Annotated in this window: 14 protein-coding genes; 2 read left to right on the top strand and 12 right to left on the bottom strand. The window is 32.2% G+C overall.

Features of this window, described 5'->3' with window-relative positions:
- Positions 1 to 119 precede the first annotated feature (119 nt).
- The 7 genes from OZP08_RS12810 to OZP08_RS12780 form a co-directional block, all read right to left on the bottom strand.
- Entirely contained in the window at positions 120 to 734 is a 615-nt protein-coding gene (locus tag OZP08_RS12810; RefSeq protein WP_281322017.1) for a phosphatase PAP2 family protein, read from the bottom strand.
- Between the two features lie 19 nt (positions 735 to 753).
- Positions 754 to 1,236 carry an ABC transporter ATPase gene (locus OZP08_RS12805; protein WP_268846483.1) on the bottom strand — a complete coding sequence of 161 codons (483 nt, stop codon included), beginning with the start codon at positions 1,234 to 1,236 and terminating at the stop codon, positions 754 to 756.
- 74 nt (positions 1,237 to 1,310) lie between these two features.
- Entirely contained in the window at positions 1,311 to 2,090 is a 780-nt protein-coding gene (locus OZP08_RS12800; RefSeq protein WP_268846482.1) for a phosphatase PAP2 family protein, read from the bottom strand.
- A gap of 2 nt (positions 2,091 to 2,092) precedes the next feature.
- Positions 2,093 to 2,884, bottom strand: a complete 792-nt coding sequence (locus tag OZP08_RS12795) for a (Fe-S)-binding protein (protein ID WP_281322016.1) — start codon at positions 2,882 to 2,884, stop codon at positions 2,093 to 2,095.
- Between the two features lie 86 nt (positions 2,885 to 2,970).
- On the bottom strand, positions 2,971 to 4,305 hold the full coding sequence (locus OZP08_RS12790) for a 4Fe-4S dicluster domain-containing protein (RefSeq protein ID WP_281322015.1): 1,335 nt from the start codon (positions 4,303 to 4,305) through the stop codon (positions 2,971 to 2,973).
- A 3-nt stretch (positions 4,306 to 4,308) separates the two neighbouring features.
- Entirely contained in the window at positions 4,309 to 5,268 is a 960-nt protein-coding gene (locus OZP08_RS12785) for an MlaD family protein (protein ID WP_268846480.1), read from the bottom strand.
- A 56-nt stretch (positions 5,269 to 5,324) separates the two neighbouring features.
- Positions 5,325 to 6,461 carry an N-acetylmuramoyl-L-alanine amidase family protein gene (locus OZP08_RS12780; RefSeq protein ID WP_281322014.1) on the bottom strand — a complete coding sequence of 379 codons (1,137 nt, stop codon included), beginning with the start codon at positions 6,459 to 6,461 and terminating at the stop codon, positions 5,325 to 5,327.
- Between the two features lie 79 nt (positions 6,462 to 6,540).
- On the opposite strand from OZP08_RS12780, the gene OZP08_RS12775 reads away from it, so the two are divergent.
- The gene (locus tag OZP08_RS12775; protein ID WP_281322013.1) at positions 6,541 to 9,258 is read left to right on the top strand and encodes a putative LPS assembly protein LptD; all 2,718 of its coding nucleotides are present in this window, start codon (positions 6,541 to 6,543) and stop codon (positions 9,256 to 9,258) included.
- An 18-nt stretch (positions 9,259 to 9,276) separates the two neighbouring features.
- A complete protein-coding gene (locus tag OZP08_RS12770) occupies positions 9,277 to 9,657 on the top strand; it encodes a RidA family protein (RefSeq protein WP_281322012.1) in 381 nt (126 codons plus the stop codon).
- Here the strand turns inward: OZP08_RS12770 and OZP08_RS12765 are convergent.
- The 5 genes from OZP08_RS12765 to OZP08_RS12745 form a co-directional block, all read right to left on the bottom strand.
- Complete coding sequence (locus OZP08_RS12765; RefSeq protein ID WP_268846479.1) at positions 9,638 to 10,012, bottom strand: methylglyoxal synthase; 375 nt, start codon at positions 10,010 to 10,012, stop codon at positions 9,638 to 9,640. The two genes, OZP08_RS12770 and OZP08_RS12765, sit on opposite strands and share 20 nt — an antisense overlap.
- Before the next feature lie 2 nt (positions 10,013 to 10,014).
- Positions 10,015 to 10,866, bottom strand: coding sequence for an N-acetylglucosamine kinase (locus OZP08_RS12760; protein ID WP_268846478.1), 852 nt, complete (start codon positions 10,864 to 10,866; stop codon positions 10,015 to 10,017).
- A 338-nt stretch (positions 10,867 to 11,204) separates the two neighbouring features.
- Positions 11,205 to 12,209: a type I glyceraldehyde-3-phosphate dehydrogenase gene (gene gap / locus OZP08_RS12755; RefSeq protein WP_268846477.1), complete on the bottom strand. Its 1,005-nt coding sequence runs from the start codon at positions 12,207 to 12,209 to the stop codon at positions 11,205 to 11,207.
- Positions 12,210 to 12,291: 82 nt separating this feature from the next.
- Positions 12,292 to 13,278 carry a 6-phosphofructokinase gene (pfkA, locus tag OZP08_RS12750; RefSeq protein WP_268846476.1) on the bottom strand — a complete coding sequence of 329 codons (987 nt, stop codon included), beginning with the start codon at positions 13,276 to 13,278 and terminating at the stop codon, positions 12,292 to 12,294.
- 317 nt (positions 13,279 to 13,595) lie between these two features.
- On the bottom strand, positions 13,596 to 18,008 hold the full coding sequence (locus OZP08_RS12745) for a translocation/assembly module TamB domain-containing protein (RefSeq protein WP_281322011.1): 4,413 nt from the start codon (positions 18,006 to 18,008) through the stop codon (positions 13,596 to 13,598).
- Positions 18,009 to 18,078: the final 70 nt, after the last annotated feature.

Here is an 18,078-nt window from a genome sequence, read left to right as displayed (position 1 = left end):
ATAAAAGATAATATAATACTAGTATATTTCAAGAATACAGAAATAGGATTATGATAGTAGCAAATTTAAAGTATATTTTTTGAAAAAATAACGAAAAGCCTTTAAGTTTTAATAAAGAATTACTCCCAAAGCTTTTTTTGATGTGGAGATCTCTTTTTATTAATCCATTTATTCAATTTATAACACAAAAAAGCCGAACCACTACCCACAATTGCACCTGCCAGAACATCGGTAGGATAATGTACTCCCAAGTACATACGTGAATATCCTACAGCACCTGCCCACAAGAAAGATGGAGCAATTACATACCATTTTGGATAAGCCATACTTAATGATGTTGCTGTAGCAAAAGCTGATGAAGTATGAGCTGAAGGAAAAGAATAGCTTGATTCCTCTGTAACATTATCTATTTCTGGATAGGTTACATAGGGTCTTTCCCTTTTTGTAATTTTTTTTAAGGCAAAAGAAATAAATGCTGATGCTGCCAAAGATTCCCCTATAAAAATTGCTTTTTTCTTTGTGACACTATCTTTTTCTATTAATCCAACTGTATAAATAATTACAGGTGTACCAATACTCACCGGCAAAGCACTATTAGTAATCCCAATCATTGTTGATTCGAGATTAGTATTTCTGTTTAGATTTATTTTTTTTAAAAGATCTATATCAGAATTTTGAGCATTAGAAATTGAAAAACAAAAAAACAATGCAAAAAGGGAAATAATTTTAGACATATTGATTTTATAAATTAGTTTAAAAAAATCGACTATGCCAACTATCCATAGCGGGAACTTCCCAAGATTCTTTGAATTCTTCTATATTGTTAACCAAATTATTAAAGACTATTGTATTTTCGGTAACGGCTTTATCTTTTACCATTTTCTTGAAATCAATCAATGGTTTGTGTGCGATGTGTTCTCCTAGCTTGAAGGTCACATTCATTTTATCCAATAAATCTACATTGTATTTTTTCTCTAAGCTTTGGATAAACTCAACTGATGAATCAATAGAACAACCTGTTGCTGCTTGCACTTCCTGATTTACTGCGATTATAATAAATCGATTGTATTTCAACAAACAAGAAGATTCCAGGCTACTTCCATGAGCTGCCCATTCGTTAAGAAACGATTTCAAATCAGTTTCGATTTCAGAAAATTCATCATCCGAAAATTTTCTATTCGATTGATAAATCCAAATTCTGGATTCGTCCGGTAAATTTTCAAAAGGAACGTACATGATATTGTTATTTTAGATTTTTGAATTTAGATTTTTACTCCTTGTCTTTTGACTTTCGACTTTCGAATTTTCACTTAAAAAGAAGAAATATATCCAAACCCTACTTGCTTTCCGTCATAATAAGGAATAAACGCAGATTTCTTGTTTGGATTACTTTTTGATGTGAATAATTTATTTACTGTTGGAAACAACCAATACCCCGCTTTCGCACTCAGTATTCCGATTCCTGCACCTGCAACTACATCTGTGAGCCAATGCCGATTATTATACATTCTAAATGCTCCTGTAAAAGTGGCTATAGCATATCCTGAAACTCCATACCAAATAGAGACATCTTTATATTCCTGATATAGAAATTCGGCTCCCATAAAGGCCGTTGCCGTATGTCCTGATGGAAAAGAATTATTGCTTGTAAGATCTGGTCTTTCAACTTTAGTAACAACTTTTAATCCTGTAACAACTGTAGTCATTATCAAAAAGGAAGTACCAAGAATAATCGATTTATCTTTAAGATTATTTTTTCCTTCAACTCCAAAAGCGCCTAAAGCATAAACTGAAGCTGCTGGAGCGTATTGTAGAAAATCATCAATTGTTATTCGCTTATCGATGTGCTCTGTGACTTCTTCACTGATTTCAGAGTTCAGCTTTTTCAATTGGTCACTATTGATTCCAATTGCTCCAAACCCTATAAAAGTAACTGGAAGTATTAATTGCTTGACATTAAACTTTAATTGTTTAGCGGCACTCGAATCATGAACTATTGAATCTTGAAAATTTATTTTAGATGTTGTTTGTGCAAATAAGGAACCCCATACCGGCAATAACATTAGTAAAACAAATTTTCTTATCGCCATTTTTACAAATCCTGAGCGTTGGCAATCAATTCGGCTACATCCATTACTTTAACATCGCCTTCTCTTTCTTTATTTTTAACACCGTCTGTCATCATGGTGTTACAAAATGGGCAACCTGCTGCAATAATATCTGGTTTTGTTTCTAAAGCATCTTCTGTTCTTTCAACATTGATTTCTTTATTACCTGGTTCAGCATCTTTAAACATTTGTGCACCTCCAGCTCCACAACATAAACCGTTAGCTTTTGATCGTTTCATTTCGATCAATTCAGCATCCAGTTTCTGAATTAAATCTCTTGGGGCCTCATATACATTATTCGCTCTACCTAAATAACAAGGATCATGGAAAGTAATTCGTTTTCCTTTAAATTGTCCTCCCTCAATCGTTAAACGACCTGAGTCTAATAATGATTTAAGAAATTCTGTATGATGCACTACTTCATAATGTCCTCCCAATTCAGGGTATTCATTTTTCAAAGTATTAAAACAATGCGGACAAGCAGTAACAATTTTTTTGGCTTCATAAGCATTTAGCACTTCGATATTCATCATCGCTTGCATTTGAAACAAAAATTCATTTCCTGCTCTTTTTGCCGGATCTCCAGTACAACTTTCTTCTGTACCTAAAACAGCAAAAGAAACATTGGCACGATTTAGAATTCGCACAAATGCTTTTGTTATTTTCTTTGCTCTATCGTCAAAACTTCCTGCACAACCTACCCAAAATAAAACTTCTGGTTGTTTTCCTTGGGCTAGCATTTCGGCCATTGTTGGCACAACTAAATTTTCTGACATAACTTTTATATTTTTTTACAACAAAGGCAAGAGCCTCAATTTGCGTGTATTTTATATTTTTTTAATTAAAACAAATTTGAAAGAAACTAATTTTCGTCTTTCCAATTCAAACGATCTTGCTGACTGTATTGCCATGGTGCTCCATTATTCTCAATATTAGTCATCATCGCATTTAAAGGCATTGGTGCAGCACTTTGCTCCATAACCAGATAACGTCTCATATCCATGATGATAGAAAGTGGACTAATATTTACTGGGCATTCTTCTACACAAGCGTTGCAAGACGTACAAGCCCATAATTCTTCTGGAGTAATATAATCGTTTAATAATGATTTATTATCCGGTACAAAAACACCTTTATTGGCATCGATGTTTTTACCTACTTCTTCCAATCTATCTCTGGTATCCATCATAATTTTACGAGGAGACAATTTTTTACCTGTTTGATTGGCTGGACAAGAAGAAGTACAACGACCGCATTCTGTACAGGTATAAGCATTTAATAACTGAACCCAGTTTAAATCCTGAACATCGCTCGCACCAAATTTACTTGGGGCTTCATTTTCAGAAACTGGCGCTGCTGCAAAAGGATCAGCATTCGGATCCATCATTAATTTTACTTCAGCAGTTACAGAAGCTAAATTATCAAATTGTCCTTGAGGTTTTAAATTAGCAAAATACGTATTTGGGAAAGCCAATAAGATATGTAGGTGCTTAGAAAAATATAAATAATTCATAAAAACCAAAATCCCTACAATATGCAACCACCAAAAGCCTTCATTTAGCATCATGACTAACTCATTAGACATACCGTTGAAAACTGGTGCAATAAATTGGCTTACAGGAAATGAACCTGCTTTTATAAAATGAGAGAATCCTCCAGGAACATTTTGTAAATGCAAATCAGAAGCATTCATTAATAAAAACAAAGTCATCAAAGTGATTTCAAAATACAAAATGTAATTAGCATCACTCTTTGGCCAACCTTTCAAGTCTGAATGAATAAATCTTCTTAGTTTAACTATATTTCTTCTTATCAAAAATACACTAACCGCAAATAATACTAAAAAAGCCAGTATCTCAAAAGAACCTATTAAAACATCATATACAACTCCGATAGGAGCAAAAATTCTATGAGTTCCAAACAGACCATCAATGATGATCTCTAATAATTCAATATTGATAATAACAAATCCAATATAAACTATTATGTGAAGTATCCCTGCTACGGGTCTTTTTACCATTTTAGATTGCCCAAGAGCAATCATAGCCATATTTCTCCAACGTGCCTTTGCATTATCTTTACGATCTACATCAGTACCCAGATTTATATTCCTAATGATTTTTTTTACATTTGAATAAAAATACCCGAATCCAATAATCAATATTATGGCAAATAATATACTACTAAGATAACTCATATACTAGTTTTTTACTTTTGTTATAGAATCGTTTGGAGCAACATATGGTTTGTTTTTCTTTCCAAAAACAGAAACATTTACATATCGTGTTGGATTTAATCTAACATCCTGTAAAAGCAATTCCAACTCTTTGGAAGTTTTTTCCAGGTTTGCATATAAGGCGTCGTCCTTCATCATTTTACCCATAGTCCCTTTTCCAGATTCTATACCTTTCATTAAACCATCAACTTTGTTTAATGTTGTATTCAAATTTTTAACTGTTTGTCCTAAATCAGCTTTATTCAATGAATCTGAAATCTTAACGAAATTATTAGAAACTTTATTAAAATTAGAAACTACTCCTTTTAATTGTCCTTTGTTTTCATCCAAAATCACATTCGCACCCTCAGCTACTTTATGAAATTGCTCCATAGTTGCGCTAAGTTCTGCTAAGCTCTTTTTTAAATCAGCTTGACCTTTGGCATCAAGAACTGTATTAAAGCTTGTAATTAATTGATCTGCACTAGCCATCAATTTCTCTACTTTAGCAATAACTGGTGCTGCCTTGTCTCCCAATGAAGTCATCAAACCTGCTTCTATCTCACCAACCAGATAATCTCCATTTTCAGCAACAACTTTGTCTTTAAAATTAGGATGAATAGCTACCTGTTTCCCGCCTATAAGACTTCCGTCATATAGTGTGGCTGTACTTGATTTTGAAATAGGAAAATCGGTGCTTAATTGTAATTCTACCAATAGATTCCCTTTCTCACTAATTGTTATTGCTCTAACCTTACCAACAACTAATCCATTTATAGTTACTGGAGCTGAAGGTGCTAATCCTTCAACATTTGAATACTCAACAAAAAATGTTTTATAATTATTAAAAAGGTCTTTACCCTTTAGAAAACTGTAACCCCAAATGAATAATAAAATTGAAGTAAGTACTAAAATTGCAGTTTTAATTTCTCTTGTAATTTTCAAAATTTATGTCTTTATTTTTTTGCAAATCTAATATAAAATATTCGAAATTGTAATTATTATTTAATCGCTTCCTGTATGCTTATTTTTTTTCCATTTCTAAGTGCAACTAAAAAAGCTGAATCATAACCTTTCGATTTAGCCTCCATTAATTGATTTTTTGCTTCTGCATAATCTGTTGTTTCACCAAAAAAATATTTATAAATCTTATCTTCATAGACCATTGAAACATTTTTCAACCCCTTAAAGTTTTTAGGTAACAAAGCTATATTTTTTTTGCTGGCTGATAATTGAACTTTATAAACAGCCCCTAAAGTGTCTTTTTTTATAATTGGAGTATTAGTTTCTGAAGAATCGTTCGTTTTATTTTTACTTTCCATTAATTTTTGAGAAGGCTTTTCTTCTAAAGTCTCATTCCCCCCATCTCCAAAATATTCTAGTTTATAACTGATAATTGCATCTGCAATTGCTCTCGCGATTTCATCCTGACCAGATTCGGAATTTAATAATTCTCCCTCAACAGGATTAGACACAAATCCAGTTTCTATTAATACCCTAGGCATATAAGCTTTATGTAGTACCATAAAAGGAGCTTGCTTTACACCGCCATGTCTTAACTTTTTACCTAATTTTCCAAAAGCATCTTCTACTTTACTTGCCAATGAAATACTGTTTTCCAGATACTCTTCTTGCATTAAAGTCATACCAATCATTGTTTCTGGAGAATTAGGATCAAAACCTTCATATTTTTGTTTATAATCTTTCTCCATTGTGATTACAGAGTTCTCTTGTTTCGCAGCTTCAAGATTTGATGCAATCTTATTCATACCCATAACATAGGTTTCTGTTCCGTCTGCAGCAGTATTTTTGTTTGCATTACAATGTATTGACACAAAAATATTGGCATCTGCTCTATTGGCTATATTGGCTCTTTCTATCAAACCGATAAAAACATCTGTCTTTCGAGTATATATAACATCTATTTTAGGATATGCCTCTAAAATCTTACCTACTTTTAAAACTATTGCCAAAGCAATATTTTTTTCAACTCTTCCGCTATAAACAGCTCCAAAGTCATGATCCCCGTGTCCGGCATCCAAAGTCACTTTAAAATTACCGAACTGACTATAAGAATCAGTAGACATAATTACTATTAAAAATGTTAATGCAATTTTTATTTTATTTAATTTATACATCCAATAGTGTTATTTAATTATAAGACTTCCGTTATAAATTTACCAATTGATTATTTTTGACAAAAATTTATATGTAATTTTGACCCACGAATACGCAAGCCTACAATTTACAAAAATAGCATTTAAACCTTTGCATACAAACTTATTTAATATCGTTTTACTATCAATTTTCCTATCAATAGGATCTAGTAATTTATATTCTCAGGATATAAAAAAGAAACAAACGCCACTACCTTCTAAGAAACAAGAAGTTAAGTCTCCTAATACTAAAAACAGTATTGAAGAATCTGTTACTGATGTAAAAAAAGACACAGTAAGATTAGATACTGTCAAAGTAAAAAAAGGAGTTCTTGACGGTAAAGTTAGGTACAAAGCTGAAAACTATGTCAAAATAGATCAGAAGAAAAAACTCATCACCCTGTACGACAAATCCGAATTATACTACCAAGATGTAGAATTAAAATCGGGTATAATTGTTATGGATTATGATAAAAATGAAGTTTATGCTGGAAGAATAAAAGATTCTACGGGGAATTACACACAATTTCCAAATTTCAAGCAGGGTAATAATGTTATTGAGCCAGACTCTATTCGTTTTAATTTCAAAACCAAAAAAGCTCTTATTTGGAATTCAAGAACCAATCAAGGAGAATTTAATGTAAAAGCTGCTATCACCAAAAAAGAAAATGACTCTGTATATTTCTTAAAAGGCGCCCGATTTACAACCGCAAAGGATATCGATAATCCTGAATATTATTTTCAGACTAATAAGATTAAATTCACCCCTGGAAAAAAAATCGTAACTGGATTTACCAACATGGTAATTGCTGATGTTCCTACCCCATTATTTCTTCCGTTTGCTTATTTTCCTCTTTCAAAAGAGACAAGTACTTCGGGAATTATTCTCCCTTCATATAACAATTCTAACACTAAAGGATTTTCTCTTCAAAACGGAGGGTATTATTTTGCTCTAAGTGATTATTACAATTTGGCATTAACAGGAGATTATTACACCAATGGAAGTTATGGTTTAGCGGCTCAATCTTCTTATGCTAACAGATATCATTTTCAAGGAAACATAAACATTCGATTTGAGAATAACATTGTCAGCGAAAGAGGATATCCTGATTATTCGAAGACCAAAATATACAATATTCAATGGTCACATTCTCAAGATTCAAAAGCGAATCCAAATTCTACGTTTTCAGCATCCGTGAACCTTGGTAGTAGTGAATACTTCAAGAAAACCATAAATCAAATCAATGTTGGTTCTTCTTTGAACAACACTTTGAGTTCTTCTATCTCTTATAGCACCGTATTCCATTCAATCCCTGAAAGTAGAATATCGCTAACAGCAACGCACTCACAAAATACGCAAACCAAAGAAATCAACATGACACTGCCTACATTGCAGTTTAGTATTGATCGTATGTATCCGTTTGCATCGAATGATGGTGCCAAAAAAGGTATAATCAAAAACATTAACTTGCAATATAATTTGAACGGAAAAAACAGTTTTAAAACTACCGACTCATTGTTTTTTAAACCTGAAATGTTTAGAAATGCTGATATAGGTTTCCAACACTCTATTCCGTTAAGCACTAACTTTAAAGTGTTTAAATATTTTAGTGTAAGTTCTTCTTTAAACTATCAAGAAGTTTGGTACTTTAAAACCATCAATAAAAGATATGATGATCTGCTAAATACTGTTGTAACTACTGACGTAAAAGGTTTTGATGCATTTAGAACTTATTCATCATCTACAAGTTTAGGAACAACCATATACGGTACATTTAATTTTGGCAACGACAAAAAAATACAATCCATCCGACACGTAATGCGTCCGTCGATTTCACATAGTTACACTCCTAGTTTTGAAAAATACTATGACACCTATGCTACAGATGCAAGCGGAACCATGCAAAAAGATTATACTCGTTTTGAAGGAGGAATTTATGGTTCTCCGGGTATGAATAGTTCAAACTTTTTAGGAATAAATCTTAGTAACACATTTGAGGCAAAAGTCAAAGACAGAGACAGCACAAAAACGGAACCTAAAAAAATTATGCTGCTAAACAATTTAAACTTGTCTACCAGCTATAATTTTGACGCCAAAGAACTTGCCTGGTCTCCTGTAAGAGTTAGTGGTGGAACTCAATTTTTCGATAATAAATTGTCTGCCAATTTTGGCGCCACATTAGACCCATATGCTATTGACAACAATGGAAAAAGAATTAACATCTATAACATTGATAATGGCGGAAGCTTATTTAGAATGACCAGTGCGAATCTGACCATGAATTATTCTATTAATAATAAAGGAGAAAAAAAGGAAAAGAACTCTCAAAATCTTAGAAACGGAGGAAGAGGTGATGATTTATTTGGTTCTGATATTGACGTAGGAAATGTTAGAAAAAGTCAATTTGATGATGAGAATGGAGAAGATAAAATATCCGAGTTTTTTAGAGCAAAATTGCCATGGGATATGACTTTTGCCTATTCTCTTACTTATGGAAACAACAATAGAGAGAAAAAGATAATCGGAAATTCAATCATGATTTCTGCCAATGCCGACCTTACTCCTAAGTGGAAAGCTGGTATCTCAACAGGTTATGACTTTGTACAAAAAGGAGTAACATTTACACAACTTCGATTTGAAAGGGATTTAATGAGCTGGAGAATGGATTTTAACTGGACTCCTTTTGGTGACAATGCCAGTTGGAACTTTTTTATTGGAATCAAATCGGGTATTCTTAGTGATATCAAATGGGAAAAAAGAAACCTTACTAATAAATAAATCTAAAATTAACCAATCGTGAAAAAAATAATTTACACCGAAAAGGCTCCAGCACCAATTGGACCTTACAACCAAGCCGTTTTAAAAGGAGACACATTATATACTTCAGGGCAAATTGCATTGAATCCAGCTACTATGGAACTTGTGACAGATAACATTGAAGTAGAAACCAAACAAGTAATGGAAAACATGAAAGCCGTTCTTGAAGCAGCCGGAATGACATTTGAAAACGTGGTAAAAACAACCATTTTCATCATGAATATGAATGATTTTGGAAGCATCAACACCGTTTACGGATCTTATTTTAATGAAAAAACCGCTCCAGCTCGTGAAACGGTTCAAGTGGCATGTTTGCCAAAAAATGTAAATGTAGAAATATCTATGATTGCTGTGCTATAGCATCTATTAATAATTGTGCCGTTGCTTCATTAGTAGCCAGCGGCACATTATGCACATCGCAAACACGTATTAGCATATTTACATCTGCTTCATGAGGATGGCTGGACAATGGATCCTTAAAGAAAATTACCATTTGTGTTTTACCCTCAGCAACTCTCGCAGCTATTTGAGCATCCCCTCCTAAAGGTCCAGACAGCATTCTTCTCACTTTAAATCCAACATCTTCAGCTTTACCTCCTGTGGTTCCGGTAGCAATTAGATTTATTTTTTCTAATTGTAAAATGGCTTTATTTTTCAATAAAAACGCTACTAAATCTACCTTCTTACCATCATGGGCGATAATTGCTATTTCCATAATTATATATTTGATGCGTGATAAGCGATCAAACCATCTATGGGTCTTCTTAAAACATTACCCAACTGTAATTCGTATTTCTCAAAAACAACAGCTAATTCATCTTTTAAATAAAAAGCAATTGATCCTACAAAATGTACTGGAACTTCTTTACAATTGTCAAATTGCTTGATATAATTTTTTACAAAAGATTTCATTCCTTTAAAAATTATCTTTTTACAAAATTCATGCTCTTTATTTTGAATTAAGAATTTTGCAAATGTTGCCAAATATGCATTTGGATTTGACTCTTTGTATAATTTACTTTTAATAAAATCAGGATCTACGTTGTATTCTTTTTCAAAAACTTCCGCTAACTCTTTTGGCATTTTATTAAAATAGTATTTTCTAATTAATTCTTTTCCAAAAACATTACCACTACAATCATCCATTACGATATACCCCAAAGATTGTACTTTTTGATGAAGTATATGTCCATCAAAATAACTACAGTTAGAACCAGTTCCTAATATACTAACAATTGCTTTTTCTCCTTTTTGGCTTGTTGCATAAACAGCTGCATAAGTATCTTCTTCTACTACAATTATGGCGTTTGGAAAATACCCCTGAAAAAGTTGAGAAAGCATCAATTTCATTCTATCAGTTCCACAACCTGCTCCGTAGAAAAACAAATGAGTTGTTGTTTTTTTATTCTGTAAAATATCAAATCGATCATTTAACCTTTCTATGATTTCATCACCGTTAAGAATTTCTGGATTTAAACCTAATGTTTGTGTAGTAAACAAAACTTTACCCTCCTCATCTATAGCAATCCAATCTGCTTTAGTAGAACCACTGTCAACTATTAATTTCATATGTAGATAATATTTGTTTTTTATTTGAATATGGTATCGCCAGATCTTTATTCTTTTTTGCGACTACTGCAGTCATGGCGATTTCATATGTAAATAATATTTATTCTTTTATTGGTCTTATGTAATTGCTTCGCCTATTCGCTATCGCACGGATCACTCATTATCATTGGCATCTTGGAACCAACTTTAAGTAATGTTCATTCCATAATTACTGGTTAGTTTGCTATGAATTTTGTCGTTTTTTCTATAAAATTAAATACCAATTTGAATGCTATAGAACCGAACAAAAAATAAAATCCCATTAATTTTACCTAATGGGATTTTGTAAATTTAAAAAATTATTTTAAACCTGAAATGTGTACAGACAAATCAATCAATTTACTTGAATATCCATATTCATTATCGTACCAAGAAACTACTTTAAAGAAAGTTGAATTCAAACCAATACCGGCTAAATTATCAACTATAGATGTTCTTGGATCTGAAACGAAATCTTGAGAAACCACTAAATCCTCAGTATATCCTAATATACCTTTCATTGTTGTTTCTGAAGCTAATTTCATAGCTGCCATAATCTCTGCATAAGTAGTTTCTTTAGCAAGTTTTACGGTTAAATCTACAACAGAAACGTCTGCAGTTGGAACACGCATAGACATACCTGTTAATTTTCCGTCTAATTCAGGAATAACTTTCCCAACAGCTTTTGCAGCTCCGGTACTTGAAGGAATCATATTTACAAGTGCTGATCTACCACCACGGAAATCTTTTCTAGATGGACCATCATTTGTCATTTGAGTTGATGTTGTAGCATGTACAGTTGTCATCAAACCTTCAACGATTCCAAAATTATCATTCAATACTTTTGCGATAGGAGCTAAACAGTTTGTAGTACAAGAAGCGTTTGAAACTACTGTATCTGTAGCCAAAGCTCTAGTGTGATTTACACCCATTACAAACATTGGGGCGTCTGCAGATGGTGCTGAAATAATAACTTTTTTTGCTCCTCCGGTAATATGTGCTTTTGCTGTTTCAACAGTAGTAAAGAAACCAGTACATTCAGCAACTACGTCAACATCAACTTCATTCCATTTTAAATTTGCTGGTTCTCTTTCTGCAGTAACTCTAATATGTTTACCGTTTACATACAATTTTCCTTCTTTTACTTCAACTGTTCCGTCAAAACGTCCGTGTACAGAATCATATTTTAATAAGTAAGCTAAATGATCAACCTCTAATAAATCGTTTATTGCAACTACCTCTACATTATCCCTATTGAAAGATTCTCTAAAAACAATCCTTCCGATTCTTCCAAATCCGTTAATTCCTAATTTTACTTTTGACATTTTATTTAATTTTAATTATAGTTTACTTTTTTATATAATAAAAGAGAGGAATCAAGAGTGGCTATTTCTCTATTTTCATATTCTAAATAGACATTATATCAGAAACACGTAACAGTTCCCTATCTATTTCAGAATTCCCTTTTATTGCTTGTTCCAAAGGTGTTAATGTGATCTTGTCACTTAATAAACCAACCATAAAATTTGATTTTCCTTCCAGCAATGACTCAACAGCTTTCACTCCTAAACGACTTGCTAAAACTCTATCAAAGCATGATGGCGCACCACCTCGTTGCATATGTCCTAAAACAGATACACGAACATCATATTCTGGTAAATTTGATTCTACATAATCCTTAAGTTCAAAAACTGTTTTACCAATTTTATCCCCTTCTGCAATTACAACTATACTTGATGATTTCCCTGCTGCTTTACTTTTTCGTAAAGAGTCTAATAAACGATCTAATCCTAAATCTTCTTCTGGGATAAGAATTTCTTCAGCTCCTGCTCCAATTCCTGCATTCAAAGCTATATGCCCTGCATCACGCCCCATAACTTCTACCAGAAACAATCTGTTATGAGAGCTGGCAGTATCACGAATTTTATCTATTGCATCGACAACGGTATTCAAAGCTGTGTCATATCCTAAAGTATGACTTGTACCAAATATGTCATTATCAATAGTACCAGGTATTCCTATTACAGGAAAATTATATTCAGAGTTAAACAATAATGCTCCTGTAAATGAACCATCACCGCCTATTACCACTAAAGCATCTATACCGGCCTTAACAAGATTGGCATGGGCTTTTTCTCTTCCTTCTGGTGTTTTGAATTCTAAAGATCGAGCCGATTTTAAAACGGTCCCTCCTTTATTGACAATATTGTTTACACTTCGAGGTCCCATCTCTTTGAAGTCTCCTTCTATCATACCTTGATAACCTCTATATATACCAACACATCCTATATTATGAAAAGCACATGTTCTTGCTACTGATCTAATAGCGGCATTCATACCTGGAGAGTCTCCTCCTGATGTAAGAACACCTATTTTTTTTATTGTTTTTGACATTTTTTTAAGTATTAAAACGTAAAATTAGCAAACATCAAGGACATTAATAGTCAGCTTTCTAACATTTTAATAATTGGTCCGAAATTCAAACGTTTTCGTTGATAAGTTTTTTTTAAACAAAAAAACTTGAGCTTTTTTCTTTATTTTAAAGGGAAAATTCAGATTCAAAAAAGCGCTTAAATTTCAAAAAACAGCAATCTAACCCACTATTACACAGCAAGGTTAGATCATTTCAAAAAGCACACACAGTCTTTCAGTAAAATTTAGTAGTATAAATTTTACTGAAATAAAAAAAGCAATTATAAAGTAGAATTGTTTTAGTCCTCCTCTGGAAGTAACCCGTCCTGATTTACTTTTGGTTTTTCAGTTTTGGGTGGAGTGGGTTTAGAAAAATTAATGAAATCAGGATTCAAATTAGAATCTGGATTTTCTACATCTATTTTTTCTTTAGCGGGAATTGTTAATTTTTTATTTTTAAATAGTTTATCGACCAATTCTTTGAATGTATCAAAATCGACTTCATAAATAAGTCCACCTCCTTGGGTATAACCTATTTCTTGTCCAACATAGTTTATGTCGTTTTCTTTATTGAATACATGCAAATTAAAAGAACCATCATCATTCACTCTATATCTAATATCTATATCACCAACAACTGTTGATTCATTGACACCTCCAAATGGAACACCAATCTTACCATTAATCGTTATTCTCTCATTTACTTTAGAAGAAACAATAGCTTCAAACCTTCCGTCCGTTTGCTTACCAGGTCTTTTATCTGCCGTAACGACATTAAAATTCATTTCGAAAGTTTCATCATTCGATTGTACAATATTCCCTAACATCCCAGAAGCTGTTTCATAAATACTCGACGCTCCTACTTGACTAGTTCCATCTTTACTTAAGAAACTACCAGTAGACAACAAATACAAAGCTTGCGTTTGACGTACATCTTTATCGGCTAACTCAGTTTGTAGCTCGGATTTTAAGACATTACTTACCGTTGGGAACTCAATCATAAAGTCTGGTTCCGGTCTTGTTAAATCGCCACGAATACCAATAACAACATCAACGGGTACTTTCCTGTTTATACTGGAACTTTCTAAAAGTAATGCTGGATTTGCGGAAATTTTGTAAACCGCTTCTAAATTCAATTGTGCTTTCATTGGGTTTCCTTCCCAAATAATAGATCCTCCTTTTTTTACTTTGAATTTCTTGTCGATTATCCCTCCATATTTGAAATTGTAGGTTCCATCAAAAGGCAAGAAATCCCCCCACATATTAAATTTACCTAAAGTATTAATTTTAAATAGTAACGTTCCATTTCCTCTTCCTTTCATTCCATGTCCGGAATTTCTATCTAGTATTACTTCGACCTCCGCATTTGGGGTTATCTCAAAATCAAACTCTAATTCAAGTCCATTGTATTTTTTGGTATTCTCTACAATACCTTTTTGTAAATTGTATTTCTCTTTAGGTGTCACAAAATGAATAAAACTGTTTTCACTTACACTTTCCGCATTATTAATTGGTATTTTTACTGCTGTTCCTTTTTCTGACTTAGCATCTACTTTTATAAATAAAGCATCTGTAGGCCCTTTAATTGTTGCTCTACCATCAATGAATGCCGTTCCAAAGTAAGCTGCATCCTCACTATCCTTTGTATCCAGAGCAAGGAATCTTTTAGAATTTACAGTCAAATCCAGTTTCCAATCCGAAAAATTATTATGCTCCACTACCCCATTCAACGTTCCAATCGTTTTGTATTTTGTATCGGTAAGGGTATTGTTTCTGAATAAGAATTTTTCTCCTGTTAAATCTATGATTGATTTATCATTTAGTGCGTAGTCAACATTTAAATAAGGAATCGTTAATCCTCCCCCATTCACAAAAAGCCTTCCATTGATTTCTGGCTTTTTCAAGTTTCCTCCTATACTGGTATTTCCGGAAACATATCCTCTAATATTAGATACGACATCACCACCAAGTGAACTTAGTGTGCCTAGATTAAAACGATCAAATTTTAAATTTAAATCAAGTACGGTCTGCTCGTTCTCAATTTCAAAACTACCATCGGCAATAAAGGACTCAAAGTTTTCATTTTCAACAGTAGAATACAATGTGAATTTTTTCAAATTTTCGTCTCCTTGAATATCAAAATTCAAAGTTCCTAAATCATGGTCATTCACCTTCAAATTATCGACAGATATTGAAGCTGTAGGCTCATACACCAATTTGTTTTGTTTGTAATTGACCTCTCCATTTAGATTTCCGTGCACTGTAAAACTCTTTTGTGCCGATATCCAATCGTTTATATTAACGTTTTTAAAGTGCAGTTTTAAATCTTTATAATCTTTCCCTCTAACAACACCATCAAATGTGATTTCCTGATCTTTATTTGATAGAACAAAATCGTCTAGCTGAAATTCTTTCAGCTCTTTATCAAATATAACTCGATTATTAGATAAATTAAATTCATTCAAAAACCACAAGCTATTTTTTATTTTAATTTCAGATTTACTAAAACCAATAACGTTTTTATTCTCTTTATTAATGGTATGATACAAATCTAAATTAAAATTATCCTCTCCTTTTGTACCACCTTTAAACTCCGTACGGAAGAATAATGTATCTTTTGAAGTCACATTTATCAAACTAAAATCACGTATTTTATACATCTTAGTTTTAATACTGTCTAACTCAACATAAGCATTATAAAGCGGATTCTTATTATCAATAGAAACTCTAATATTATCAAAAGTATTATCAGCAGCTTTAATTACAGGAGAATTAAAATTGAATTTAAAATCATTATTATCCGAGTCTATACTCCCTTTTACAATTGTATTGGGACTAATTACTATTTCAGGAAAAAAGACTTCAACGATTTTACTGTTAATCGAGAAATTAAATTTTAAAAACTGCCCTTTGCTTACTTTTATAGGCCTATAATTGGTATAAAGACTTCCCAGAGAATTAGAAACTAATTTCTTTAAATCAGAAAATTTATATTTACCGACAACTTCCCCATCTGTAATATCCGGAGAATCTACTTTTATTGTACGAACCTTTCCTGCATCAAACTTTGAATTGACATTGAAATCATTAAACTGGTATGTATCTTTAGTATTGGTATAGGTAGCATTATTTACATAAATATTACCTTGCATATCATCAATTGAATTCCCTTGTGTATTAACAATTATGTTACCTTTAAAAAGAGAAACAGAATCATTTACAAATTTCAGTTTATGCAATTCCGCTCTTTCAATATTGATATTAAAATCATGTTTACTGTCTTTTTTACTAAAATCAAGTAATCCATCAAAATTCAACTTTAAATTAGGGTCGTTAATCTTAACGTTTCCTTTGTATAAAGGCAATTTAAAATTTCCGTTAAGAGCTATGTTGGTATAGCTATACTTGTTATAATCTAATCTGGAGACTGATCCTTTTAGGGCAGTATTTAAATATTTTTCGGAGAATCCTTTTCCATCTACATCTAAATTTAAACTTACTTTGGATAAATCCTTATTGTCAAGGAGATTCCCAATATTAAAATTATTCAAAACAACATAACCCACATAAGCAGCTTTATCGCTTTGATTCATGTCTTTCATCTTAAAATTAGATTTTACATGTCCTAAAGCGGTATTCATTGCAAGATTTGCTTTTATAGATGTAGTGGTAACCTGAGCATTCCCAATTATAGAAACATCTCCAAACTTTTTCAAAATAACGGGAAGCTTTTTTCCTAAAACATTAGGCAATATACTTACCAAATCATCATAATTTGAATTCAGTTTATCAAACTTACCATTCATATAAAATTCCTGGTTTTTGTCACCAAGAAGATTTTTGAAGTTAATAAACCCTTCTAATTCAGTACCACGATTGTCTTTTAGCTTTAAATCCAGTAATTTTAAATTATTAAGAGGACCTTTTATACGACCTTTAATTTTAAAATATTGATATTTCCCTAATTCATCATAAAAACAACGAACATCATTTGATGCCACAATTCCTGACTTAATTTTGAAATCAAAATCTACTTTATCAGTGAAGAAAGCAAAATCATCAATATTATAATTCAAGGCAGCATCACCTTTTATACTCGATTCTTTGGTTTTTAATTCCATATTCTCGAGTTTCATTTGTTGCTGAGTAAAGCTATAATTCCCTTTTAAATTCTCAACATACAAACCTCTATGATCCAAAAAGGACATTTTTTTTATGTTTGCATAAACCTCAGGTCCATAAATTTTTAAATTTGTAACTGAGAGATTAAGCCTTGTAAAATCAACATCTTTTGGGTTCTCTCTATTTTCATCACTAAGAATGAAGTGACCATTTGTCATATCAACTTTAGTGGCTTTTAGCAAGAAGTGTTTTTTAGAAGGAGGAGCACCGGTTTCAAATGAATCGACAAAATAATCTAGATTCGTCTTCTTTTCATTTTTATAGGTTTTTAGATTAAATAAAACACCGCTCATCGCTAAATCTCCAAATAGCAAATCTCCATCCAAAAGGTTTTTAGCTCCCAAAATAGAAGTATTTATCCTTTTAGTATAGATTAAAGTATCTTTATGATGATCTAATATTATAACTTCTTTAAACTTAACACCGCCAAACATGGTGAGTTGCACTTCCTCTATTCCAATATGAATCTTAAAATCTTCATTGATGCTTTTAATGAAATATTGAGCCACTGAAGTCTGAACTCTAGGCATTGTAAGTGCTATAAAAAGTACTAGCAAAAGTAATATTAGTCCAAGTAGCGTACGGAATATTATTTTCTTA

Source organism: Flavobacterium aestivum, from assembly GCF_026870175.2.
GTDB classification, from domain to species: Bacteria; Bacteroidota; Bacteroidia; order Flavobacteriales; family Flavobacteriaceae; genus Flavobacterium; species Flavobacterium aestivum.
The sequence above is the reverse complement of the archived record's forward strand: the minus strand, read 5'-3'. Positions and strand labels throughout refer to the sequence as shown.